This is a genomic window from Sphingobacterium prati, assembly GCF_013167215.1.
Classification (GTDB): Bacteria; Bacteroidota; Bacteroidia; order Sphingobacteriales; family Sphingobacteriaceae; genus Sphingobacterium; species Sphingobacterium prati.
Genome location: NZ_JABJWY010000016.1, coordinates 290,216 through 315,349, shown reverse-complemented (window position 1 = coordinate 315,349; position 25,134 = coordinate 290,216). Strand labels below are relative to the sequence as shown.

Annotated in this window: 26 protein-coding genes; 11 read left to right on the top strand and 15 right to left on the bottom strand. The window is 40.5% G+C overall.

Annotation, left to right across the window (positions count from 1 at the left end):
* Window positions 1-5: 5 nt before the first annotated feature.
* The 12 genes from HPC41_RS05050 to HPC41_RS04995 form a co-directional block, all read right to left on the bottom strand.
* Window positions 6-998, bottom strand: coding sequence for a FecR family protein (locus HPC41_RS05050; protein ID WP_172392914.1), 993 nt, complete (start codon window positions 996-998; stop codon window positions 6-8).
* A gap of 55 nt (window positions 999-1,053) precedes the next feature.
* Window positions 1,054-1,614, bottom strand: coding sequence for an RNA polymerase sigma factor (locus HPC41_RS05045; RefSeq protein ID WP_172392913.1), 561 nt, complete (start codon window positions 1,612-1,614; stop codon window positions 1,054-1,056).
* 181 nt (window positions 1,615-1,795) lie between these two features.
* Window positions 1,796-4,033: a xanthine dehydrogenase family protein molybdopterin-binding subunit gene (locus tag HPC41_RS05040; RefSeq protein ID WP_246250398.1), complete on the bottom strand. Its 2,238-nt coding sequence runs from the start codon at window positions 4,031-4,033 to the stop codon at window positions 1,796-1,798.
* 53 nt (window positions 4,034-4,086) lie between these two features.
* Entirely contained in the window at window positions 4,087-4,743 is a 657-nt protein-coding gene (locus HPC41_RS05035) for a hypothetical protein (RefSeq protein WP_172392910.1), read from the bottom strand.
* Window positions 4,744-4,767: 24 nt separating this feature from the next.
* Window positions 4,768-5,238 (bottom strand): (2Fe-2S)-binding protein, encoded by a 471-nt coding sequence (locus HPC41_RS05030; RefSeq protein ID WP_172392908.1) that lies wholly within the window; start codon window positions 5,236-5,238, stop codon window positions 4,768-4,770.
* A 337-nt stretch (window positions 5,239-5,575) separates the two neighbouring features.
* Window positions 5,576-6,256 (bottom strand): DUF421 domain-containing protein, encoded by a 681-nt coding sequence (locus HPC41_RS05025; protein WP_172392907.1) that lies wholly within the window; start codon window positions 6,254-6,256, stop codon window positions 5,576-5,578.
* 160 nt (window positions 6,257-6,416) lie between these two features.
* Window positions 6,417-6,977 (bottom strand): hypothetical protein, encoded by a 561-nt coding sequence (locus HPC41_RS05020; protein WP_172392905.1) that lies wholly within the window; start codon window positions 6,975-6,977, stop codon window positions 6,417-6,419.
* Window positions 6,978-7,266: 289 nt separating this feature from the next.
* Entirely contained in the window at window positions 7,267-8,274 is a 1,008-nt protein-coding gene (locus tag HPC41_RS05015) for a bestrophin family protein (protein WP_172392904.1), read from the bottom strand.
* Between the two features lie 31 nt (window positions 8,275-8,305).
* Window positions 8,306-10,939 (bottom strand): sigma 54-interacting transcriptional regulator, encoded by a 2,634-nt coding sequence (locus HPC41_RS05010; RefSeq protein ID WP_172392902.1) that lies wholly within the window; start codon window positions 10,937-10,939, stop codon window positions 8,306-8,308.
* A 93-nt stretch (window positions 10,940-11,032) separates the two neighbouring features.
* Window positions 11,033-11,704, bottom strand: coding sequence for a succinate dehydrogenase cytochrome b subunit (locus tag HPC41_RS05005; protein WP_172392901.1), 672 nt, complete (start codon window positions 11,702-11,704; stop codon window positions 11,033-11,035).
* 76 nt (window positions 11,705-11,780) lie between these two features.
* Window positions 11,781-12,533, bottom strand: a complete 753-nt coding sequence (locus HPC41_RS05000; RefSeq protein WP_172392899.1) for an SDR family oxidoreductase — start codon at window positions 12,531-12,533, stop codon at window positions 11,781-11,783.
* Between the two features lie 184 nt (window positions 12,534-12,717).
* Window positions 12,718-13,452 carry an SDR family NAD(P)-dependent oxidoreductase gene (locus tag HPC41_RS04995; protein WP_172392897.1) on the bottom strand — a complete coding sequence of 245 codons (735 nt, stop codon included), beginning with the start codon at window positions 13,450-13,452 and terminating at the stop codon, window positions 12,718-12,720.
* A gap of 139 nt (window positions 13,453-13,591) precedes the next feature.
* On the opposite strand from HPC41_RS04995, the gene HPC41_RS04990 reads away from it, so the two are divergent.
* Together HPC41_RS04990 and HPC41_RS04985 are read left to right on the top strand one after the other, a co-directional pair.
* Entirely contained in the window at window positions 13,592-13,945 is a 354-nt protein-coding gene (locus tag HPC41_RS04990) for a winged helix-turn-helix transcriptional regulator (protein ID WP_172392896.1), read from the top strand.
* A 175-nt stretch (window positions 13,946-14,120) separates the two neighbouring features.
* Window positions 14,121-14,417, top strand: coding sequence for a flavin reductase family protein (locus HPC41_RS04985; RefSeq protein WP_216660662.1), 297 nt, complete (start codon window positions 14,121-14,123; stop codon window positions 14,415-14,417).
* On the opposite strand, the gene HPC41_RS04980 is transcribed toward HPC41_RS04985, so the two are convergent.
* Window positions 14,409-15,329, bottom strand: coding sequence for a hypothetical protein (locus HPC41_RS04980; protein WP_172392894.1), 921 nt, complete (start codon window positions 15,327-15,329; stop codon window positions 14,409-14,411). The genes HPC41_RS04985 and HPC41_RS04980 overlap by 9 nt on opposite strands.
* Before the next feature lie 491 nt (window positions 15,330-15,820).
* Between HPC41_RS04980 and HPC41_RS04975 the strand changes: the two genes are divergently transcribed.
* The 8 genes from HPC41_RS04975 (at window position 15,821) to HPC41_RS04940 (ending at window position 21,560) form a co-directional block, all read left to right on the top strand.
* Window positions 15,821-16,282 carry a VOC family protein gene (locus HPC41_RS04975; protein ID WP_172392893.1) on the top strand — a complete coding sequence of 154 codons (462 nt, stop codon included), beginning with the start codon at window positions 15,821-15,823 and terminating at the stop codon, window positions 16,280-16,282.
* A gap of 316 nt (window positions 16,283-16,598) precedes the next feature.
* Window positions 16,599-16,799, top strand: coding sequence for a hypothetical protein (locus HPC41_RS04970; protein WP_172392891.1), 201 nt, complete (start codon window positions 16,599-16,601; stop codon window positions 16,797-16,799).
* A 106-nt stretch (window positions 16,800-16,905) separates the two neighbouring features.
* Window positions 16,906-17,637: a PRC-barrel domain-containing protein gene (locus tag HPC41_RS04965; RefSeq protein WP_172392889.1), complete on the top strand. Its 732-nt coding sequence runs from the start codon at window positions 16,906-16,908 to the stop codon at window positions 17,635-17,637.
* Window positions 17,638-17,972: 335 nt separating this feature from the next.
* A complete protein-coding gene (locus tag HPC41_RS04960) occupies window positions 17,973-19,256 on the top strand; it encodes an epoxide hydrolase family protein (RefSeq protein WP_172392888.1) in 1,284 nt (427 codons plus the stop codon).
* 132 nt (window positions 19,257-19,388) lie between these two features.
* Window positions 19,389-19,847, top strand: coding sequence for a protein-disulfide reductase DsbD N-terminal domain-containing protein (locus tag HPC41_RS04955; protein WP_172392886.1), 459 nt, complete (start codon window positions 19,389-19,391; stop codon window positions 19,845-19,847).
* Between the two features lie 37 nt (window positions 19,848-19,884).
* Window positions 19,885-20,658 (top strand): DUF1223 domain-containing protein, encoded by a 774-nt coding sequence (locus HPC41_RS04950; protein WP_172392885.1) that lies wholly within the window; start codon window positions 19,885-19,887, stop codon window positions 20,656-20,658.
* Between the two features lie 60 nt (window positions 20,659-20,718).
* The gene (locus HPC41_RS04945) at window positions 20,719-21,117 is read left to right on the top strand and encodes a DoxX family protein (protein WP_172392884.1); all 399 of its coding nucleotides are present in this window, start codon (window positions 20,719-20,721) and stop codon (window positions 21,115-21,117) included.
* 170 nt (window positions 21,118-21,287) lie between these two features.
* Entirely contained in the window at window positions 21,288-21,560 is a 273-nt protein-coding gene (locus tag HPC41_RS04940) for an OsmC family protein (RefSeq protein ID WP_216660661.1), read from the top strand.
* A 278-nt stretch (window positions 21,561-21,838) separates the two neighbouring features.
* Here HPC41_RS04940 and HPC41_RS04935 read toward each other — a convergent pair whose 3' ends face one another.
* Window positions 21,839-22,447: a hypothetical protein gene (locus tag HPC41_RS04935; protein ID WP_172392882.1), complete on the bottom strand. Its 609-nt coding sequence runs from the start codon at window positions 22,445-22,447 to the stop codon at window positions 21,839-21,841.
* 616 nt (window positions 22,448-23,063) lie between these two features.
* Between HPC41_RS04935 and HPC41_RS04930 the strand changes: the two genes are divergently transcribed.
* Window positions 23,064-23,774 carry an NIPSNAP family protein gene (locus HPC41_RS04930; RefSeq protein ID WP_246250395.1) on the top strand — a complete coding sequence of 237 codons (711 nt, stop codon included), beginning with the start codon at window positions 23,064-23,066 and terminating at the stop codon, window positions 23,772-23,774.
* Between the two features lie 150 nt (window positions 23,775-23,924).
* Here HPC41_RS04930 and HPC41_RS25680 read toward each other — a convergent pair whose 3' ends face one another.
* Window positions 23,925-24,965: a sensor histidine kinase gene (locus HPC41_RS25680; protein WP_343043788.1), complete on the bottom strand. Its 1,041-nt coding sequence runs from the start codon at window positions 24,963-24,965 to the stop codon at window positions 23,925-23,927.
* Between the last annotated feature and the right edge of the window lie 169 nt (window positions 24,966-25,134).

Sequence of the window (25,134 nt, the reverse complement as noted above, 5' to 3'; positions counted from 1 at the left end):
TGATGTTATTTTTTACGAACGATAAGTGTATTGGATTCGATGTTGAATCGATATGCTGTTGTCATGGAGAGTTTTTCAAGCACCATTTCCAACGGTTCATGTCCTATGGTGCCCGAATACATCAGTTCGATATCCGGTCGGTCATGCACGATGATTCCATATTTTCGGTTTAGGTGTTTGGCTATTTCGCTGAAAGTAGCCTTCTCAAAATGCAAAACTCCCGCCATATTTTCCTTTTCTTTAGCTGAATCAAAGGATTCTACCACAAAGGTTGCTTTGTTTTTATTATATATAATAGCCTGACCTCGATTTAGCTGTAATCTCTGGGCTCCCTTCGAAACCTCCACTTTCCCCGTAAACAATGCTATTTTTGACAGTTCATCATTTTCAAAAGCGTGTACGTTAAAAGATGTCCCCAACACTTTGATTTCAAGTTCACCTGTTTGAATAACAAAAGGCTTATGGCTGTCATGAGTGACCTCAAAATAGCCTTCACCATTGAGGCTAACTATCCGTTTATCTCCATGGAAGTGCTTTGGATATCGCAGTGTAGACGTTGGGCCGAGCTTCACTTTGGTACTATCGCTCAAAAGGACATTCATATACTTACCGGTCGGTACCAATTGGCTAACAAATTCAGTTTGAGTGGCATTTTCCGCTAGCGGCAACTGTCGTTTTAAGAACAGAAAACCCATGGATACGAATAGGAGACTCGCAGCGGTATAGCCAATCCACCTGTAATTCCGTAAACGATGTACGGGAGTGTCATTTTTATGGATAAAGGCCTGAAGTCGGGCACGTTCCTCCGCTATCTCGGTCTGACCTGAACCAGCCTGTAGCAGTGAGACTAATCCTTTCGCATCTTTTACAAGCTGCCGGTGCTGCGGATTTGCCTCAACCCATTGTTTCCAATATTCCATATCCTCAAGCCTGGCTTGTAGACAATAATTGATAAAGGATTCATCACAGATCAGTTTTTCCAAAGTAGGTTGTTCCATTGCTCGATATTGCGTTTATACAATAGTGCAATAAAGGCTCATTTTTTACCTATTTTTATTTGGAAAAATTTAAAATAACCACAATAATAACTGATAGTGAGCCTTTTAATTTTTTGATCGCTTCATAAACAACGTTGTAAACAGTTCTCAGTGCTGCATTTTCCATATCCGCAATTTCCTCATAACTCTTATTATGAAAAAACTTTAGCTCAATATAGCGATGCTGTTTTTTCGTCAGGTTGTCCATTGCCGCACGCAGCGCCTGATCTCGTTCCAATGTTTCTTCAATTGCGATTTTTTGCGATTCGATCGAATCTTCTATCGGTGTGTGCAACAGGTCTTCCAGTGGTATATTTTGGTAAGTACGCTGTTTGTAGATCACGCGTTTTAGCCATACAAAGAGATAATATTTTGGATCTGTCGTTAGCATGGGTAATTTTTCCCGCTTTTCCCATAGCTCGCAGAATAAGACATGGATGGATTCTTTTACAACTTCACGGTCGGCATTAATTTTCAATCCGTAGCGGAACAGAGCTGTATATAACGCGTCATATAAGGCCAAAAAACTGTTGCTATCGCCAGTTTTAATCGAGTTCCATGTTTTTAGTGCATCCAAGTGCGCAAAATAAATAATTATTTAGATTTATTCCAAATAATATTAAACCTTTAATACGCCATCTTTTTCACTTTGAATATGACCTCTCTATTTATGCCCTAGCTTCTCCGACAACAGGACTTTTAAAAGTAGAGGGTGCAGCTTTGATATTGATAAGGCATCGTTCCGTAAAATGTCTACCCTATACTGACGTCAACTGATTAATGAACGGCTGATTGTAAAAACGTTTTCCTGTAGCTTGGTATAATGCATTGGCTACTGCCCCAAATGTGGGCGGAAACGGTGGTTCGCCCAATCCGGTTGGATCCTGTTCATTTTCTACAAAATGTACTTCAATTTGCTGCGGAGCTTCATTCATCCGTATGAGCCGATAGGTTGTAAAGTTATTCTTCTGTGGAACGCCATCTTTAAACGGAAGCTCGCCATAAAGCGCATTTCCGATCCCGTCAATAATAGCGCCTTCGGCCATGTTGGTCGCCGCATCTCTGTTCACTACAATTCCACAATCTATAGCAGCCACCACCTTTTCGACCTTTGGTTCATTATTGCTAACGACAAGGTCCACAACCTCCGCAACATACGAGTTGTGGCAAAAATAAGCGGACACACCGCGATGAACACCTTGCGCTGTTTTACCCCAGTTCGATTTTTCACGAACCAGTTCCAGAACCCCAGCGTAACGGCTGGCGTCGTAGTCATTGCGTTTGCCCACCGGATTCGTTTTCGCCCTTTCCAATAATTCGAGTCGAAAATCAATGGGGTCTTTTTTCATTTCCATGGCGAGTTCATCGAGAAAAGATTGCTCAGCGGCAGCAATAAAATTCGAGCGCGGGGCACGGAATGCACCTATGGTGATATTAGACGGGATCTGCCAGCCTTCAGCGAGGTAATTTTCGATTGCACCTGCCGGAAAACGATCCGCATGTATGGGCGTCTCGGGGATCCCACCTGCCTTAATGTGAAGCGCTAGCAATTTATTGTCTTTATCCAAAGCTGCTCGATAGGTCGCACTATATGTAGGGCGATATATTCCAGCTGTCATTTCATCTTCGCGTGTATAAACAAGCTTGATCGGCGCATTGAGATGTTTGGAGATTACAGCCGCCTCTATAAAATGATGTCCATACGCGCGGCGGCCAAAACCTCCGCCCATGCGTGCAAGATTGATCCGTATCTTATCTTTTGGCAAACCAAGACGCTTGGATAATGTACCGACCGTAAACTCAGGAGCCTGCAAGGGGCCATACAATATAGCGCTGTCTGAAGTGACATGGGCAAAGCAGTTGACGGGTTCCATGGTATTATGTGCTAGGAACGGTGCTGTATAGGTGCGCTCGATGATCCTGAAAGCAATTTTAAACGCTCCCTCGGGATCGCCATCTTTTCGGAGTATTTTGCCGGGCTTTTTAGAAAACTCTTCCATTTGCCTGCGGTGCACATCACTGCTCTCTAAACCTGCAGGGTAAGTCGCGTCGGTCGTTTTTGCATTTGCTTGCCCCGGACTTCCTATTTTAAAAGTACGTCCGGGTTCTTCTGCCCATTCCAGCTTCAATGCTTTCTTGGCTTGCATGACTTCCCAGGTACTATTGCCTACGACAACAGCAAAACGCGTAAAACTGGTCGTATCAAAAGAGTTCTGTACGATAGCTCCTGTGAGGGAGTCAATCACAAAAATTGATTTGATTCCGGGCATTGACTTAGCCACGCGATCATCCAATGATTTTAGCTGTAGGCCAAATGCCGGTGGATGCACTATCATGGCGATCAGCATCCCCTCAGTGTTATAATCCATACCGAACAGCGGTTTGCCTGTCAGTATGTTGTTCAACTCAACGTTTTTCTTGGAGGTACCGACAATGCTGAAATCTTTCACTGCCTTTAATTTTACGTTTTCGGGCACCGGAATCTTGGCTGCAGCGGAAGCAAATTCTGCATAGCTCCCCTTTTTCCCTGTCTGTTGATGATGCAAAACCCCTTGCTCCGTAGTAATTTCATCGGATGGGACATTCCATTGTGCTGCTGCCGCTAAGATAAGCATCTGCCTGGCTGTGGCGCCTGCCGTACGCAATGGCGACCAGCCCTGCCGTATCGACTGACTACCGCCGGTAAATTGCCTTCTGAATCGTTCGGGATAAAAATCGGCCTGTTCGACGACAACCTGATCCCATGCGATATCAAGCTCTTCTGCCAGGATCATGGGCATGGAGGTTTTTACATTCTGCCCAAATTCTGGATTGGGATTTAACAAGGTGACTATGCCGTCTTTGCTGATCTTGATATAACTATTTAATTCGTACGATTCTTCTGCTATAGCGCCGGCCTCTGCGCCTGTAGCTTTTGCAGCGGCTGGCCAATGAAAATGCAGGATCATACCGCCTCCAGCAAGTAGGGCGGCTTTCAGGAAGGATCTTCTTCCCATATTATTATTAGCGCTGGTCATATCTTACCTTTCTAATCTGCAACATTGAAAAATTAATTCGTAGGTGCATAAGCACCATTTTTTAGCCAGGTAATCCAGGCTTCCTTAAACTCTCTATGGCTTAATGGTGGTAATGTCCGCCCTTCCCCTGGTTGCCAGCCCCATTTTACAAGCTCGTCGTCGGCATGGGCTATTAACGCCTTCATATCTTTATTTCCGTTTTTCGTTGGATCCATGATTTGTTTTGCGAGCTCCCTTGGGCTCTTTCCCTCGAAGACCATTTTCATGTCTGCTGGAGGAAGGTGCCAATTAGGGCTACCTGGAGGGGTATGCGTACCTGGCGTATTTTCAGGCTGATGACAATTGGTACATTTCATTGTCAGGATTCCTTTCCCGTCCTTCCCTCGCTGTGGAAACATCGTGTGTAAATGACTGTCATCGCCCTGTAAAGGCACATCGCCTGCCGGATGACAATTTACACATCGGGGACTGATCAATACGCTGTAAACTTTGGAAAATGCCGCAACGGATTTCACGCTGTCACGTTTAACAGCGTCATCAATGATCTCGTCCTCTGTTGCACGTAATGCTGTTGATCTGGAATTTGCAGCGATCGTAACCATGAATGTCATTATAATCGCCAAAACAGCTAATGCAGCCACTATGTTATAGGGTCGCTTTTCTTTTTTATGTCGGGTGTTATATCTCATAACCAGAATATTTTGCTCAAGTTTCTACTTCGTCCCCTGCTGGATCTCTGCAGCCAAATGTATGGCCTTACGGATCCGGAGATAGGTACCGCATCGACAGATATTACCGGACATTGCCAGATCAATATCTTCGTCTGTTGGATTGGGAATTTCCCGTAACAGGACGGCCGCAGACATGATCTGACCGGACTGACAGTACCCACATTGTGGGACATCAATCTGTTCCCATGCTTGTTGCAAAGGATGATCTCCCTTTTCAGAAATACCTTCGATTGTGACCACCTCTTTATCCGCCGCCCGGTTTATCTTCGTCACACATGAACGTACAGCTTCACCATCCAGATGCACAACACAGGCACCACAGGCTGCTACTCCACAACCGTATTTGGTACCGACAAGATTTAAATGCTCACGTAAAACCCATAATAAAGGTGTCGATGGATCGACATCCAACCTATGTTTATTGCCGTTGATTTTTAGATTTATAGTTGCCATGATTATTTTTAAATAAGTGTCATAACTTTTTCGCTTATAAAAGGAATTATTTAGGGATCGTTATCTTCCTTTTTTAATCAACATTATACAAATATGCTTTAAAAAAATTTGTTCTCTGTATATAAATTACTGAATTAACTACCAATATTACAGTTAGAAGTATAATTCGTACCAGAATGTTTTAAGATGCAGTGATATTGTCTGAATTTATCCAGGGCTTATGCTTGAAAATTCAAAAGAGTTCATTTTGGAGCAAATGAAAATATTTGTCGAAGTGGAAGATTTAGAGATGCAGTTTGGGCCTGTGAAATATGCGGCCCAGATCTTAAAAGGGGATTTAAACCCTTTTATTATTTAAAGCTTTGCACCACTTTTTACTTTTACATCTGGGGCATAATGTTGAATCATGTTCAAGATTAAATAGTACCTGTCCGCAGTACATACAGGCATATGGTACCAAGGATTCTACCATTGTCACTGCTTTATAGGCTGAAGGGAACAATGGCAATCCATACCGTACGTCGCTATCGGCGTAAAACAAAACACTTAAAGTACCATCAATCTCTAACACGCCCTCTCTAACCTGACCTAAATGTTCAACATTTAAATTCCTCAATTCAGCAAAAAATTCCATCCTCGAAAAATTGTTATCGTTTTCATGTTGAATATCGAATACGCCATCTTTTACAACAGGCAGTACTTTCCCTTCCAACAACTGTGTAATGCTTTCAGAACGAGAAGCAAGCCAAGTAATCGATTTATAGACTAAAATTACACAAATAAATACAACTACTGAGTAGAATATAGGGAGATCCTCCTGAAACATAGGGTCTCCGGCGGCTGACCCCAAACTAATGATGATCGCGACCTCAAAAACGGTCAGCTGACGTACACCTCGCCGCCCTGACAGTCTTAAGATAATTAATATCAAAAGGAACATAATAATGGTCCTTGCGCCAATTTCAACCAGAAAGGAAAAATCTACGCCGTCAGCAAAAATTTTCTCGAAATCTATCATTCTTAAAGCAATCTTGTTCCGATTAATACTCGGCTTTTACATTAAAACCACGCGCAGCTATAGTTTGTTTTGAAAAGATCACCACCATTGCAGACTTCATGGTTCGACGTTTTCGCCAATGGCCGCAATCGAATTGAAAAATTTACGTCCACCGTAGGAGCTACTTTATGGTATCGTTTATACTGATTTCTATTGGGATATCAATAAGCTTTTCAGGCCCTTGATCAATTTGTAATTTGAGCTGTACCGAACCTTTTAATTTAGAAAAAAATTGTCTGGTTTGTATCGTTATACCTACATTTTGACAACTTTTATGATCATAGTCCCAAAGACCAAAACGTTGCAAATACAATGGATTTTGAACAGTATCAATCAAATTCACTTCTTCGTTTTTTTCATTCCTAAGCTCAGCATGTGTGAGCGTGCAATGTATTCTATCCGCTAAATCCGTTGCAAAGCTCCCTTGTTGCTTAGATGCGAGCTCCATGGCTTTAGTTTCCGCTGGAGTCAATGGATAATAGCTCGCCAATAAAAACTGATTTGCCGGAATACGCTTTGCTTCGGTAAGATCGGTAATACCAGGATGCATGTGACTGCCTAACGCATCTAAAACAGCTTGCTGTTCCGATACGCTTATCCTATCAGGCGTAGGTTTCGAATCGTTGTGACAATTTGAAAATAAAATCGCGGAAACTAATATTGGGAATAGTCTATTCATCATCTATTAATCATTAAATTTCATCGACAAGCTTTAGGCTGTAATCCGACGCATCCTTTTCACTAAAATAAGTACTTTTTAAGCATTATTGTCCGGGCAGTTACACTTCGCTGTGGCTAGTTTATTATTTGTTACGAGCAAACGTATAAGCGCTTCGTAAATGAAACCGATAATTCATAAATGAATTCAATTGTTGAGGTTCGTTTTCACAAGATTTTCTAACAAATTCAACTTGATTAAATCAATCGTTTCTGAATTTAAATTTTTAGGGTATGAAGATCTTCTGTTCCTATTACATAATAATATTATTTGGATTAAAAATGGTCTGGGCAGGTCTCGCATCTCCCCATATATCTCTTATCTCATTTTCAATCGTATAACAAATGTGAGAAATCGGGATATCATTGGGGCTGCCTTCAAAAGGATTTTCAGTACTCTCGCCCACTTGATCTAATGATGTATATACCCAGGATATTATCATGCTGAAAGGTATGACAAGCCACACCATGTGGCCCTTCATCCATCCAGTTGTAAATTCATTGAATGAATTAAACTCTTTTAACATAGCAAAAGGCAACAGAAGACAAAAAAGCCAAACAAATATCCGATTAACTGTAGCATATTGCCTGGGATAAGGAAAATTTTTTATTTTTTCACTTCTAGCTTGTAGGGTTGAAAATTCACGTAAATATTTATGCAATTCGAAAAAACGTGCATTATCAAGCGCACCGGTATCAGACAACCTCGCCAGTGCGGCGCTTTGTAGACTTATCAGCTGTGTCAGGGGATTACTGGCAGCAATTACTTTTTCAAGTTCTTCCTCACGCATATATTTTTGCAGTACTGTTGACAGGGCTATTTCCCGCTCTGGAATCGTGTATAGGCTAGCATATTCGCGATTATAAGACTTATCAATATTTTCCCAAGCCCGCTTGGAGCGTAACGCATACCGCAGCACTGTAAGCCATGCCAAATGGCGAAATGCAATCTCACGTGCAATATCGCGGTCTTTGATAAAATCGCGACACATTATTGCCCAAGCCCTGCTCATGCCAATCTTCAGCCCCCAAATGTCACGTGCTTCCCACGTCCTATTATACGTCTGCTGATTTTTAAATCCCACGACAAAGGCTGTTGCTGTTCCTAAAAAAGCAACTATGGGCCAGGGTACTACCAACCATTGGAGGCCCAATAATTCATATAACAAAACTGGAACAATACTGATCAAGAGCAACAAAAACAGATTCCGTCGCGTCCAGAAAAGAAATTCGGTAATTTTATAGGTTCTTCCAATGTACATCGTTCAATATCTTATAAAAAATGATAATCAATCAGGTAAAATATTCGCTCTTTCGAATATGTAGTTTTTTTATTTTTGAGTGTAGGGTATTGCCAGGAATTTGCAGAATTTCAGATGCACTTCCTGGTCCCGAAATCTTTCCGGCACTGCGCTTTAAAACCTGGATAATATAATTGCGTTCCAATTCATCGAGTGAATAATTTAGATACTGCAGCTCTTCCTGCCCAGATTCAGCATGCACCTTAGGAAGATAAACATAGTCAATCTCTGCAGTTGTGGTCAAAAGAATTGTCCTTTCAATCAAATGTTCGAGTTCGCGTACATTTCCGGGCCAGCTATAGCTACGCAATTGCTGAATTACTTTTGATCCTATTTTCTTCATTTTACGCCCTGTATTGCGACTGTATTTCTGCATAAAAAAGTCGGTAAGCTGGGGGATATCTTCCAGCCGCTCACGTAGTGGCGGTAGGTGTATCGGAAATACATTGAGCCGGAAATACAGGTCGGCCCGAAAACGTCCTGCCTTTACCTCTTCTTCCAAATTGCGATTGGTAGCCGCAATCAGCCGGACATCAATTTTTATGGTCTGCTGCCCACCGATCCTTTCCAGTTCGCGTTCCTGAATAATCCGCAACAATTTTGATTGTGCTTCGAGGGGAAGTTCTCCGATCTCATCCAAGAAAACTGTGCTTTGATGTGCCAGTTCAAATTTACCGATACGGCGCTCCAAGGCGCCTGTAAATGCGCCTTTTTCGTGTCCAAATAATTCGCTTTCGATCAGATGCGCAGGCAAAGCTGCGCAATTTACCTTGACCATGACTTTATCTTTTCGATCCGAGGATATATGAATACCCCGGGCGACCAACTCTTTTCCAGTCCCGGTTTCACCCGTAATCAAAACGGTAGTGTCAGTACTTGCCACGAGCGACATCAGGTGATATACCTGCTGCATGGCCTCCCCACTGCCGATTATTTCCGAAAAATTGTAAATAGTTTTGATCTGCTCTTTTAAGTAATCATTCTCTATTTCCAGATTCTTTTTATAGGCCAATAGTTGCTCATTGGCACGAATATTATCAATGGCAATTGAAATCTGTGAACAAATGCCTTTAATAAGCATTTTATTGAGCTGATCCGCCAGCAACCATATCGTACCGATATTCTTGTCACCGATCCGCAAAGGCAGGCCATACATATTCCTTCGCCCTGTGGTCTTCCATAATCGGGCATAATCGTTTCCTTTTTTAATTTCCTCCTCAACATTGAACACAAGCCCCTCTTTGCTAGCCAATACTTGGGCAGTATATAGTTCATTGATTGTAATAAGATTACTTGCCAATTTATCAAAATCGGTTTTTGCGTCGGCAAACAGTGCGGCATCATACATAAAAGGAGATAAGTGGATGCCATCGGCTTCGATCACACGAATCATGGACAATCTTGTAGACAGGGTTTTGTCTAGAACCCGACTGATGGCTGACTGAAGGTCTTGCTTTGTCCTCAATTGGGTAATATCATTGCTGAAATCTAATAAAAAAGATTGCTCTTGCTGCTTTTTAACCAGCTGTTCATTAGCCAACGTATTGGAAATAGCTGTTGAGATCTGCGCACAAATGCTCTGGAGTAAGGGGATATTGATTTCGGCAGTCTCCAATAACAACAGGCCTAAATTGGTCTCACCATTCCGCAAGCGTATCCCTGTAAACGTCGCTATCCCCAATGACTTCCAATAATGGAGATAACCTGAGGAAATACCACGCTGCACCTCACGGTCTACATTAAATAACAAAGGAATGGCACTCGTTAAAATACGATTCTGTAAACCATCATTGAGGGGCAATTGTTGGAACCAATCCACTTTGGTTTTCGGTACGGGATGCGTTCCGAAATCATAAATATAGGGTTCTGTAAAAGATTTCGTGTCACCGCAGATTCGCCGAATGACAAAACTTCCCGTCGGACTAAGTTGCTTTAATACATTGCGAACAGTCTCCGTTAACTCTTCCTTCGTTCGAACAGCGGCCATTCGGCTGCTGAATTCGAGCAGAAAAGTCTTCTCCTTTTCCCTTTTGAGTAGCTCTTGGTTTTTTACGATATTGGAAACTGCACTCGATATCTGGGGAATAATACCCACGATGACATCTCTGAAATTCTGGCTAAAGCCATTAATTTTATCGGTATAAATATGAAGGAAGCCAATGGCATGCCCTTCACGCATCAATTTGGCCATTAAAATTTCACGTACTCCTTTTTCATAATTGACACGCAGAAATTTTGGGCTTCCCGGATCGTCCATAATATCCGATAACACAAATGAAACTGGCTCGGTTGAATCCAATACAGCCTGAATAAATGGGCCTTTAAGGGGAAAACGAGCTTTTATCATTTCCGCATAACGCGGATGATCCCGAATCGGGGACCCATCATTGTCAAGAAGAAAGGGGCTGTAGGTATCGTCTTTGTAATCGATGGTCGTAACAATGGTATGGGTAATAAAGTATAAGCCTTTTATGCCTTCTTTAAAAAGGCGGATGAGATCGTTTTTGTCTCGAACTTTAGTCAGATCGTTGCCTAATGCTAATAGGATCTCGCGCTCTTGTTGGTAATATGCGATGCTCGGCTTGGACACATCATTTTTAGGATTGGTTGTTTTATTTGCTTTCATGATATACAGAAGTGCAGTACAACAGCACCCTTACGTTTTTATTAATACGTTTATGCAGTTGGCTATAGTTCGAATATACGCAATTCTGTTTAATCAATTTATCCACTTAAAATAAATGGACAGCGGCATCAAAAATAACACGAGCGGTACAATTACTGAAAAGCTGGTGCCCATCCATTTTATAAAACCATTGTACCGCCGATGCGATATGCCCAGCGAAGTAAAAGCACTGGTAAAACCATGCAAGAGATGCCAAAACAGGGAGACACAACCAAATAGATAAACCAATACTTCCAGCGGGTTGCTAAACTTCTCTAGCATCAGCTCATAAAGCGGCAGCTCCTCATCATAACGAAACTGATGAATACGATTTGGTATCCAAAAGTTGGAAGTGTGTATCACTAAAAACAGCAACAAAAGTGTTCCCAGCAAGGTCATGCTCTTGCTATACCATTTTATCTTAGGCGTAGCCAATGGATAGGCATATTTGATGGGGCGCGCATCCCTATTTTTTTTCCATAATAGAAGTCCTTGCACAATATGGAGAACAAATCCAACAATAAGAACGATTTCCAACGTCCTGATCACGGGATTTGTGGCCATAAAATGTGCACCAATTGTAAATGTTGCTCCGCCATCATTATAAAATATGAGTGCATTGACCGACATATGCACCAGCAAAAAACTGATGAGGAACATTCCGCTCAATGCCATTGTAAATTTTCGGCCCAAAGAGCTCGTAAAGGTGTTATAAAAACTCTTCATAATTATAATCTTTTTAAGAAGGGATAGATAGACTTCAAAATCCAAGGACATTATCTGCCCTTGGATCAGCATATATTTATTTTTGAGCATTAAGACGAAACCATTCTTCAAAGGTTAACTTACCCAATTTTGCATCCACAGAAGGCACTAAAGTTAATTCTTCCAAGGGTGCACCAAAATATAAGGCTTCTTTACTTCCAACAACTTCCTTGGGGTTTTCTGTTTTGACCAAATATTGTTGCACTAGGCCCGCAAGTTCAAATTGTTCGGGGCCGCCAATTTCCACGATTCCGTTTATAGGTTGGCCAAGTGCGAATTCGGTAACAAAAGAAGATACATCCTCAGCTGCGATCGGTTGTATTTTAGCCGTAGACAGATTGATCATATCTCCATCCTGTGCAGAAGCAACGATGCCCCCTAAAAATTCTAAAAATTGCGTGGAATGAATGATCGTGTAAGGAATGCCTGATTTGACAATAAGATCTTCTTGTACTTGCTTTGCCCTAAAATATCCGCTTGCCTGGAGGCGGCTGGTACCAACAACAGACAACGCAATATGGTGTTTAACACCAGCATTAATTTCGGCTGCCAACAAATTTTTCCCCGAACTCTCAAAAAATTCCATCACATCCTTGTCTGCAAATGATGGTGAATTGGCAAGATCAATAACCACTTCGGCTCCGTTCACAGCTTCTGCTAAACCTTCGCCTGTAATAGTATTTATACCGGTATTTGGTGATGCTGCAATAACTTCATGTCCCAGTGCTCTTAACTTAGCGACAGTTTTTGTTCCGATCAATCCTGTGCCTCCAATAACTAAAATTTTCATGTTTTTAACTTTAAAGTTTATCAATACTTTGTATAATGGCGAAGAAACAACAGTGAGGCCAAAAGAATTAACTAATTAATAATCAAATATTTAAAAAACAACTTCGATTTATCACTTCATGAAATAAAGTGATATCATGCGGAGTATCACTATATATAGTGATACTCCGCCTTTTGATTGCGGTTTAAGAAATAGAGATTCCGCCATCCACTGGTATAATAATGCCTGTAGTCCATTCAGAATCCAAAATAGATACGGCAACAGAAACAATGTCTTCAACATTTCCCCTACGCTGCAAGGGAATCTGTTTTTTTTCACTGTCCTGAATGGCTAGAATTGTCTCTTCGTCGTAGCCAGCAGATTTCAAAATATCGGTATTAGTCGGTCCAGGGGCAATGGCATTAACTTTAACACCAATCGGAGCCAATTCGAGTGCCCAGATTTTTGTAAGCATATTTAACCCTGCTTTTGCGGAACCATATGCACTCAAATCGGAATACACTTTTATGCCATGACTACTGGTAATATTCAAAATATGTCCTTTTGTGGCAGCCAGGAATTTCAAACATTTTGATGCCAGCAAAGTCGGGCCAATCAAATGAGCCTGATACATATCCTCCAGCGATGATTTTGAAATATCCTTTAAACTTCCCAACTCTACATGGCCAGCACTGTTGACTAAGATATCCAACTTTCCATTCCAGTTGCTTTCTATAAAGTTGATCAGATCCGCTAGATGTTCTTCATCCGCGCTGTCATATACCAACGTATGGATGCCAGGCATTGTAGCTTTTGCCAAATTTAATTTATCTTTGTTTCTGCCGGTAATGAGGACATCCCATCCTTTTTCATAAAAGTGTTTGGCTATACCATAACCGATACCGGATGAACCTCCGGCAATTAGAATTTTATTATTCATATATTATATATTAATTTCTACGGCCAAAATTAAAATACAAAAATCTGAATTACAATAACTTACCATAAGGTAAGTAACTAAGAACACGGTTTGCATTATTGATTTAAAGATTGTTATCACAAAAAATAAATAAAAAAAAATGAGCTATAGCAGAAGATCCACTATCAACTGTGAGAACAATCCCAATGTTGATTGTACCATCGAAGCTTCGTTGTCTATCCTGGGAGGTAAATGGAAATTAAAAATCTATAAAGTTTTGAGAGCGGGCCATCCATTAAGATTTAAAGATATCAAAGACCGGCTGGATCCCATATCGGATAAGACTTTAACTGCACAGCTTCGTGAAATGGAGGAAGATAGTCTGATCATTAGGGAAGTATTTCCGGTTGTACCGCCGAAAGTGGAATACCAATTAACGGATTTAGGTAAATCTCTTGAAGAAATTTTTCTAGCCTTAGAAAAATGGGGCAAAACGTATATCAATCAGCGGTAATACCAGCAGTTCATTTTTTGATAATCCACATTTAATATCAACTGTCAAGTCAACAAATAATTGAACTTTATCAAATTCATTGCAAAAATATGAAATCTGCTATAGTTTAGACATTTCGTTTTTTTGTGAACAAAAAAAGATATTCACAATAAAAATTTACAAAAAATCAAATATTTTGCACGATGCCATTGCACCTCGACCGATATGTTTTGCATCCACTATAGCTAAAAAGGGCACAGTTAATCTAAGTCCCTTCAGTTTTTTTAATGTGGTAAGTGTCAATCCGCCAATATGTGTATTTTCGCCAACAACCAGAGCGCAGGATAATAGTACTAAACATACCCTTGAAAACGTATTGGAAGTACCTGAATGTGTCATCAATATCGTGCACCATGGTATCTTGGAAAATAAGTCCAGCACCATGTGGAGTTCCTTGGCCGACAGGTGCAGCACCTCGGTGAAATCAATCTAACGATGTTATGCTTAGCATCAGGCTTCGCATATCCTGTTGTATGGATCTTATAGTCGCCTGCAATTCATTGTGCATATTAGCTAGATCATGTAGGTCTTCGACCGCAAAGACGCCACCATCCCCGAAATACAATTTCTCAAGGGGACTATTCTGCTGGTCGTCCAAGCCATATTGTAACCAGCGTTGCCGGATTGTTTCCACGAGGGACAGGTTTAATGAGTTACTAAACCTCTTCTCAGATAAAATTCCCCAGATTGAACTAGGATAAATTTGTGAACTGTTGTTTTGATACCAGATACTCTCAAGCATATTGCGCTGAAGGCTCATCTTAATCCTTTTTCCTTTTGGATTTAACGTCATAAATCCTAGTACTGCCGTACCCAAACCACCGGCAATGCTCAATCCGTTGTTAAGATCGTTGTTTTGGACCGTAGTTGCAGTAACCGCAGTTACTGCGCCTAAAAGAATGGAAGCTACTGTAAGTCTAGTTTGCTTTTTTGCATTGAGCTCGTCAATATATCCAGCGAGCTTATCAATGCGTTCTCCATTGCAATCGAGTTCAGCTGCAATCGCGTTCAATTCTGACTCGAATAACATATATTTTTCAGTCATCGTTTGTTTGGCCGACAGTCTCTGTGTAGCATATTTAGGACTGTTTAAATAGTTAAGCGCTGGTTGTGCTAGATTAAGGTATTTAATCAGCACAAAATCATGGGCTGAGAAATATTTTAACAACAGGATACTATCAGAAGGTGAAATTTGTTGAACAGGGATCGAATGATAGGTGACGTTTGGTGCACAATAGTTTTTCGTCAACGTCTGTACCTGAACAGTGTTTATCAAGGAAGAACAACTAGTCAGAAGCAGCGATGAAAAACAAAGTAAATAGTTGAGGAAAAAAAATATTTTCATAATCTGGGCGTAAATCTTGCCCCAATAACAACAGTCCATTAAAAATGTTTTGAGTAGTTCATCAACATCATTCATTGGCTTGATTAAGCAACTAATGTTCAAAGCTTGCTTCCAAAGATTCATTGAAGATGACCAGTCCGTTATTGACAATGTAAACTTCAAAAAATCCATAGATTGTCGCAACAAGAACTAAAAAAAGCCCTTGTATCAAGTTGTTATCATCGACTCTTTTAATTTGATTACGCTACAAAGGTCTTTGAAATGATAGCAAGCGAAGTATCCCAATCCGGTACAGTTGTGACTAAAACCTCGCTTCGGTCTGGAAGCGCCATGAAAATGTATTCTATTTCTTATCCTATGGAAAGTTCCTCGCAGAACAAATCTTTTAAATTTGTAAGTACACAAATTGACTATTCGAATAGCATGAATAAAAAAGTTAGGATGGATAAACGGATTTGGCTTTAGAAGAAATAAACAAAAAAATAAAAGCTATGCAAAAGATAATTCCAAACCTTTGGTTTGACAGCAACGCACAGGAAGCCGCAGAATATTACACATCGGTTTTTAAAGATGGCAAGATCATCAATATTACTTATTACCCCAATTCCGAAACTGAAGGACTGGCTGATTTCCAAAAGGATTTCGCTGGAAAAGTGCTTACCGTTGAATTTGAGATTTTGGGAATGCGTTTCATCGGGATCAATGCCGGACCAGAATTCAAATTTAACGAGGCTATTTCGCTGATGATCCCCTGCAAGAACCAGACTGAAATAGACTACTATTGGGGCGCACTGACGTCGGATGGAGGACAAGAAAGTGTTTGTGGCTGGCTTAAAGACAGATACGGGTTAAGCTGGCAAGTTGCTCCCGAAAATTGGGAAGAGCTCAACAAAAAGCCTGGCGCATTCAAAAAAATGATGGGAATGAAAAAGTTCATTATTGCTGATTTCTAAATACACTTTGTATGGGGGATCGCCGCTCCCCGTATAGCGAATTGTTTCCTTTCAATTTTTTTAATTATTGAAACTCCAATTCCTGCATTTTTGTCGGATAATATTTACTCAATTTTATTTCTAAGTAGGTCAATCCTGCCGGATTCATCCGGTTCCCCCTTCCTATGGATACTAAGGGTGATCTTTCCAGCAATTTAATAGATACGCGATAGTATCTCAATTATCTCATCTGAAAACATATCTTTTTAATTGACACCATTCAAAAGAAACTTTTCCAAACGAAGCTATACATAAGTTGTTCTTTCTGAAAAAGTATATGGCACATTTAGAAGTAAAACCTAAAAATAAAGCAAGTTGGTGGCTCTGGCTCCTGCTCGCAATTATCGCATTAGCACTAATTCTATTTCTTGTTAAACGCAATTACAGCGATGAAAGAGTAAATGAGTCTACACTTGATACGACCGTAAACTCAACAGCAGTTCAAGGAAATATCCTGGCGACAACGGCCTTTAACTAGAATTCAATCGATGTAAATAGCATTGAATCTTAAAATCCGAATATGAGGGTAAGGGTATCCAATGTTGTTTTTTGGAATAAATTAAAATTGATAAAAAATTGAAGTTATGGCATTAGAAGAAAAAAAATATGATCACTTGATCGAACTAGGTGGAAGCGATTATGAAATTGTCGACGGAGAACCTGATATAAGAGGATGGAAAGTAAAGAACGAGGCTGGTCAATTGATCGGCGAGGTGGATGATCTGCTCTTCGATCCGCATAGCCAGCAAGTCCGTTATCTTATCGTCGATCTCAACGATACAGATTTAGTCGTAGAAGAAAATAAGAAAATATTAGTTCCTATAGGTCTTGCATCGCTGTATGATGGCAAACGGATCCAGGCGAGCAATGATGAAACCTACGTTACTCCACCTGTCGAACCAATTAATCATAGCGTTATATTCACTGTTGACGAAATTCCCACAGAAGAACCGGCAACCGATTATCTTTATAATCCTGCTGATGATGGCGAAGTCGTAATTATATCCGTCAACGAAGATCAGTTAATCCGACTGCCGGATTACCAAAAAGATCATGTCGGCCCGGAGACGGAACTATCCATCCGACAGGTTTTTGAAGGCACCGGCGACGTGGGTTTTGTTGTGAGCGCTAGCAGCTATGACAGTACTGAATTTTACAATCATTATCACTTTAGCGAAGATACTTTCTACAGCAGAGGGCAACAGACCAATAGTCTTCCGTCGGATCAAGCTCTACGCACCCGTAGAGTGGCTGCCAGATATGACAAAGGCAACGGCCGTGAGTCGGGTACGCTGGACAATAATGATGAAGTCTAAATAATCATGCGCTCTCATCATCAGGCTTAGAATAAACAACTTATCTAAGCCTGATTGTTGTTTATTCTCTTGAAACTAGGGAAGTTAATCGTTAAAATACACTACCTTCCTCCACCCATAGCATTGTTCTGAAAGAAACTTATTAGCTTTTTTTTCAGCACATCTTTCCTTTTATTCTATTTTGCTAAATAGAACCATCTGTTCTGCACCTTATATTTTCCAACTCAACACCGAATATGTCCAATTGAACTAGTTTCCCATTTAATTCGCTCCGTACGCACAATACATTTGCTGTAACAGAAAGAAAGATATTCTAAAATCTAAATCAAACAGCAATGAAAACAAAAATGACAACCATCCTTATGTTAGCGACGTTCGCATTAAGTATTCCGACAATTACTCATGCACAGGCTACAAAAACAGAATCCGCAAAATCTGATGGAGCCATCAGACCTTTTAAGATCAATATTCCTCAGTCTAAACTTGACGAACTCAAAAGACGTATCGCAGAAACTCGCTTCCCGGATAAAGAAACAGTTAACGACGAATCCCAGGGTATCCAGCTTGCACAGTTAAAGGAACTGATTGACTATTGGAGTAATGGCTATGACTGGCGCAAAGCGGAGAATAAGCTTAACGCCCTACCGCAATTTATTACCAAGATTGATGGACTTGATATCCAGTTTATCCATGTACGCTCAAAAGAAAAAAATGCCTTACCTGTTATCTTGACCCATGGCTGGCCGGGTTCACCATTGGAGTTCATTGATGCCATCGGTCCATTGACAGATCCTATTAAATATGGTGGAAAGGCGGAAGATGCATTTGATGTCATCATACCTGCTATCCCAGGATATGGCTTCTCCGAGATTCCAAAAGAATTGGGTTGGAACCCTGATCGTGTTGCCAAAGCTTGGGACACGCTTGTTAAACGCCTCGGCTATACAAAATACGTTTCTCAGGGTGGTGACCATGGCTCGGTTATTTCCGATGCACTAGCAAGACAGGCCCCTTCAGGACTTTTGGGTATTCACATCAATATGCCCGCCACCATCCCGACGGAACTTGTGAAACCAATTAATGCTGGTGATCCTGCACCGACCGGTCTTTCGGAATTCGAAACCAAAGCTTATAATTCCATGAGCACCTTTTTTGGCAGAAACGCCGCCTATGGAGGAATGATGGTAACGCGTCCACAAACCACCGGATACCTGCTTTCCGATTCACCAACTGCATTAGCTGCGTTCCTCTATGAAAAAATTGCGGAATGGTCTGAGAGTGATCTCAAACCTGAAAAAGTAATCAGCCGCGATGCTATCCTTGATGACATCACACTGTACTGGCTTACCAATACAGGAGCTTCATCATCGCGTTTCTACTGGGAAAACAACAACAATAATTTTAGCTCGGAACATCAGAAAACCAGAGATATTAAAGTTCCGGTAGCCATATCAGTATTCCCGCATGAAATCTACCAAGCTCCTGAAAGCTGGTCAAGGGCAGCTTACCCTTCCCTACATTACTATCATAAGGCACCGAAAGGCGGTCACTTTGCAGCATGGGAACAGCCGCAGATCTTTACAGAAGAACTCAGAGCCGCGTTCAGATCGCTCAGATAAATAATGACATAGACAGTTGTTACTATGAAAAAGAAATTTATAGCAGCTGCCTTGGCAAAAGGCGTAATCCCAGCAGATTTCCTGTCTATTTGTCTAACAAAACTTACGCTTTAACAAATTACAAACGAAGAAATGAACAGATTAGCAATTTTAGTAATGACGGTCTTTATGATGTTCTGCGGACATACTAAAGGGCAGACCTCAACAGGCCAGATAACGTGGGAATGTACCCTTAAACGGAAATCCCACGATGAGGGGGAAATTCTCATGAAAGCCAGGATAGCTCCGGGATGGCACATGTATGCGCTGGGCAACAGTCGCAACAGTCCCATTAAAACAAACTTTAAATTCAAACCTGACAGTTCATATCAGCTTCTCGGTACTGTTACTCAACCCACACCGCTCAGCAAATTTGAAAAACTACTGGGAATGCAGGTTACCTATTTTGAAAACGAGGTTGAATTCGGACAGCGGATCAAATTGAAGGGTAAGAACGGTACAATTAGGGGAACGATCCAATTCATGCAGTGCAGTGACCAGGTCTGCGTGCCACCACAAGACTTTGGTTTCGCCCTAAAAATATTCAATTAATTATCCCAACGTTAAATACACATCAAAAATTCAGATCATGAAATCAATAAAAGAAATTCTATACTGCCTGAGCCTACCGCTCGCCATTTTGCTGATCATGGCTTTCAAAGCATTTGCAGATGACAAAAAACTGGCAAATATCAAAAGCTGTAATGCGGACAAAAGTTTTGCCGTAGTCGAGCTCTTCACCTCGGAAGGTTGTTGGAGCTGTCCCCCGGCAGATGAACTGATTAGGAAACTCGAAAAGGACAATCAGAACAAAAAACTTTTTATCATGGCTCTTCATGTTGATTACTGGGACCATCAGGGATGGAGGGACCGATTTAGCAACAGCAAATTTACCGAAAGGCAAAAACAGTATGCGACATGGATGAATCTCAGCACACTTTATACCCCGCAGATGGTCATCAACGGCAAAACAGAAATGGTAGGTTCAGAAACGGGCAAAGTACTCCAGGCTATCCAATCCGCAATGCTGGAAACACACCATGAAAACCTTAGGTTAAAAGTGGAGCAGAAAGAAGGGAGAAATATACAGGTAAGCTATATATCAACTTCGAAAGCAAAAAACACGGACATACTTATAGCACTGGTTCAAAAACACGCTTCTTCACAGGTATCAGCCGGCGAAAATGCAGGTAAAGCCCTCTCACATGTTCAGGTTGTACGTGAACTGCAGAGCCGCAGTATAAAAACACAGGATAGTTTTTCTTTTAGGCTGCCCGACCCGTCAAATCAATGGGAAATTATCGCCTTCGAACAGGATAAGAAGTCAGGGGAAATCATTGACGCAACAAGTATTGGATTATAACGCAACTTCAAAAAGCCATTCTTGACCTTTATCTCATAACGTATACACATCTTATATATCATGAAAAATTCAACGTACAAAAAGGTTTATCTCGCAGGAAGTATCCTCCTCTCCTTATGGTTTGGCCTGAGCGGATTCTTTGAACTGACCCGCAATCCTGCTGTCTGGGATATCACCCGTAAATTGGGGTATCCGGAACATTTCATTTATATTCTCGGCGTTTTCAAAATCGTAGGCGTATTCATATTACTCATTCCGAATAAATTTAACAGACTCAAGGAATGGGTGTTTGCAGGCATGCTCTTCGACATTATTTTCGCCTTCTGTTCTAAAGTCGCTGTTCTGGGTCCGTATTCAGTGGCCGATACACTGATTGCGCTTGCCATACTTTCGGCTACCTATTTTTCATTTAACCGTATATGCCACATTATATATGCGGCCAAGGACTTGGGTAGATAAGGTTTTACTCCTAAATATGTCCGGTTAAGCTATTTTGAACAGTTAGCATAAAAATTTTATACGCTATTTGTACCATCAAACAGCGGACAAAGGGTGAACAAAGGAAGAAAATGGAATAAGCAATTTGTGGAACACATAAAAATTTTACTTAACAATAAAAAACAAAAAAAATGGAAATCGAAAAAGTACTTTACACAGCAAAGACCCGCACTACCGGGGGCAGAGAAGGAAGCGCTAAAAGCAGCGACGAGAAACTGGACATCCTTTTGACTCCTCCGGGACTGAACGGAGCAGGAACAAATCCTGAACAATTGTTCGCAGCTGGATGGTCAGCATGTTACATTGGAGCATTGGGCCTTGCTGCTAAAAAATTGGGGACGGTACTGCCAAAGGATCAAAAAGATCTACCTTTCAATCTTAGTTTTGTTAACCGCATTTTGTAGCCTTTCGGGTGTGAGGACGAAGAAAAAAGACAACGGTGCAAAAATCAAAAATACCGTCTTTCTCCATGGTGCTTTTGTCGATGGTCAGTTCTGGTAGACCATTCATAGGGTGGAACAGTAATAACGGAAGCCTGTTCCCACAGCAATGTGGGACAGCTTGCCCTAACGATAGTCTACCCGCTAGTATTTTCCAAGGCATTTACAGACTCCTAGATTGACTATCTGCTTTCCGGCACGGGCGAGAAAAGTAAAAAAAATAGGAAAAGTAATAACGTAGCTCATATTATTTTCAACGGTATATACTCCGATAAATCTGTTCCTAAAATCCGTGGCTTTACGCGCCACATCATGGTTCTGTTTTGCGGGTTGCCTTCTGTCAGGTCTTTTCTCAAGAAAGAAAATAGAAAAATATTATTTTTTGGAAATACCAGTTCATCATCCTTAACGATAGGATTTTCCTTCAGCTCCGTTGCCATTTTTTTGACCAAACTGAGCGGGCTAGTTGAGAATATAGGGATCAGATTGAAGTGTAGCTGCTTTGCTCTGTCATCGGCACAGATTTCTGTCAACTGTTCGTCTTCATATTCCAATGTCAGCCCAGTTGCCATTCGATGCTGGATGAGGATAACACCACGTGGATCATCTGCATTTGCTGCCTCTATGGCTTCCATGATTTCTTTCATTTCCGATTCGGTAATGAAATCTTTTAATAACTCGTAAGTATCCCATACATGATTTTTCAAATCTGCAGGATTATGTTCTGAGGTAATCTTACCTAAGATATCATCAAAGGCAGTGACCTGTAACCTGCTCATCATAAAGGTCACGTTTCCCAGTCCAATGCCGGGCAACAATTCCCAATGACTACTACATGATTTATTCTTCACGTTTGGCTCCATTATGAATAAGTGCTAATCTTTATTATTTTTTTGCTGCGGTCTTACCCTCTTTTTTGTCTCCCTGTTATACAGACTACTTTTAAAGCTTTTAAAGCCTGCCGTTGTGATTATAAGGATCAAAACGATCAGATTAAAGATACTCATTTTCATTAGTATATAAGTTTACTCCACGTGATATTTTAGTGATAGATAATAGTATTTGTCTTCCTTTGGCTGCTAATAAGCCGTATCTGCTGCTTCGTCATGTGTAGTGGAAGAACAGTTTGCAACGTGCAAAGTTTCCTTCCCATAGCAACAGCCAACTTTTCTGCACGTGCTTCCAATCTGAAATAGCTACACTGACAATCTGCCCTGGGTTCTTCCTCAAGCTCTAGGTGATTGGTAATTTTTGCCATCAGTATACTATAAATATTATGAAGGTACATTTTGCGCTATATATTGTTCCAAAAAAAACCTATTTTTAATCTGTATTTTCCTAATGAGAGGAAAACAAAAAAATAATAATCTAAATCTATAAAACTAAATATTAAACATGATCAGATCTATAAATCCAGGACATTGGATATTAATAATATTGATTTTTATCAGTAGTCAATACAGCTGTTTGGCCAATGCAACAACCACTTATTTTCAATTGAAAGTTTATCATTTCCAGACGACAGAACAAGAACAAGTGATCGATCGTTTTCTTGAAAACGCCTACCTGCCAGCAATGCATAAATTGGGATTTAAAGACGTTGGAGTTTTTAAACCAATTGACAATAAGGACAAAGCAGATAAGTTGGTTTACGTACTAAGCTCATCGTCTAATCTTGAAAAATTTGCAAGTCTTGATGTAGATATTTTAAAAGATAAACAGTATTTAGCGTCCGGAAAGGAGTACCTAGATGCTGCACATAACCGCGCTCCATATTCAAGGGTCGAAACGATTTTAATGAAAGCTTTTGAGGGGATGCCATCTCTGTCTATTCCAAAACTAAAAGCTGATAAAAGAGAACGTGTTTACGAATTGAGGAGCTATGAAGGTCCGACAGAAAAGTTATCTGCAAACAAAATCGCCATGTTTAATAATGGTGAGATCGATATCTTCAACAAACTAAATTTTAATGCAGTTTTTTATGGTCAAGTTATCGCAGGGAGCACAATGCCGAATTTAATTTATCTTACGACTTTCGAAAACATGACAGCGCGCGATGCACATTGGAAAGCTTTTGGGCCTTTATATAAACCAATGGCCGAGCTGCCGCAATACCAGAATAATGTTTCTAAGAACGTAACTAACCTATGTAGACCAACAGATTACTCAGATATATAATAATAAAGGACTCTTCAATTGACACAATCGGGATGGTATTTTAAATCGTGAGCATCTTGAATGTCACGATGTTTCAAACTTATTCGTAGCAATGTAGGAATTCATTACTCTCTGTGATTGGAAGCTTGTTTTAAACGGAAGAAAATAGCATTAGGATTTCAACCAAACTCTTATTTCGGTACCTTTATCGAGTTCACTATTTATATCGATTTTTCCATCCGCTTGTGAAACTATCGTTTGAACCAGATAGAGGCCCACACCTTGGCCATCGACCGATTTAGAGGCCCGCTGAAACTTATCGAAAATCGTTTTCTGATCTTCGGATCGCATACCTATACCGTTATCCTTGACGGCGATGACGAAATAGCCATCTTCCATATAGGATCTAACTATAATTTCAGGAGAACGCGACGCCGGTGTATATTTTATGGCATTGCTGATCAAATTATAGAGCATACTACGTAATTTTCGCCGAACGAAGGTCAGTTCGCCAACTTTTAAATCGTGCGTAATGCGTGCATTGGTTTCTATTAGTTGTTGCGAAAGACTTAAGCGTACATCTTCGATAATATTTGGCAAATCGATTAATTCAACAGCAGCCTGATACCGCTGTTTTTCCCAACGGCTCTCGACCAGGCCATTTATTACCTTTTGTATCTCTTGTAAGCTCTTCTCGTGATTGCTGATCAAGGTCAAGAATTTATCGGAATTTTTGTCTTTAAGATCTTTGATCAAACGAAATGAAAGGTTAAGTCCCACTAAGGGATTTTTGATATCATGTGCAATGGTATCGAGCAACAACTCGTGTTCCACAACAAGCTTTTCTTGCTCTTTGAGATCATTCACCCTCGGAGTGATATCGACAAATGTGATAATAACACCATTGGTTCTATTCTCATGACGCACATGATAAGGGAGAACATTCATTTGATACCACTTGAAATCTGTGGTCTGGATTTCCTTCTCCAGGATTTTTCCTGTTGCGATCACCGAATTGATATTATTGATAAAAGTAGGAAATCTAAAATTTTCCTTAATTTTCTTTAATGGCATGCCGATGAATTCAGATTTGAGGTCAAACTGTTTCATTGCTGGCGGTGTAAACTTTCTTAAAATTAAATTTGCATCAACAAATAATTGCGGAATAATGGTATTACTAAAATAATTTTCTAGGTCTTCGTTGAGCTGAATTAATTCCTCAATCTGTTCTTTTTTATTTATGCTAAAATTTTACTTTCGTTACTATTTAACAAGGAATAAAGGTACATTGTTTTAAGCCTATAAAAGTTAACGGCTCAAATAGATGGAATGTAGTGATTAGGTTCCGGCAACAATAATTACCAGATCAAGAAAATATTGT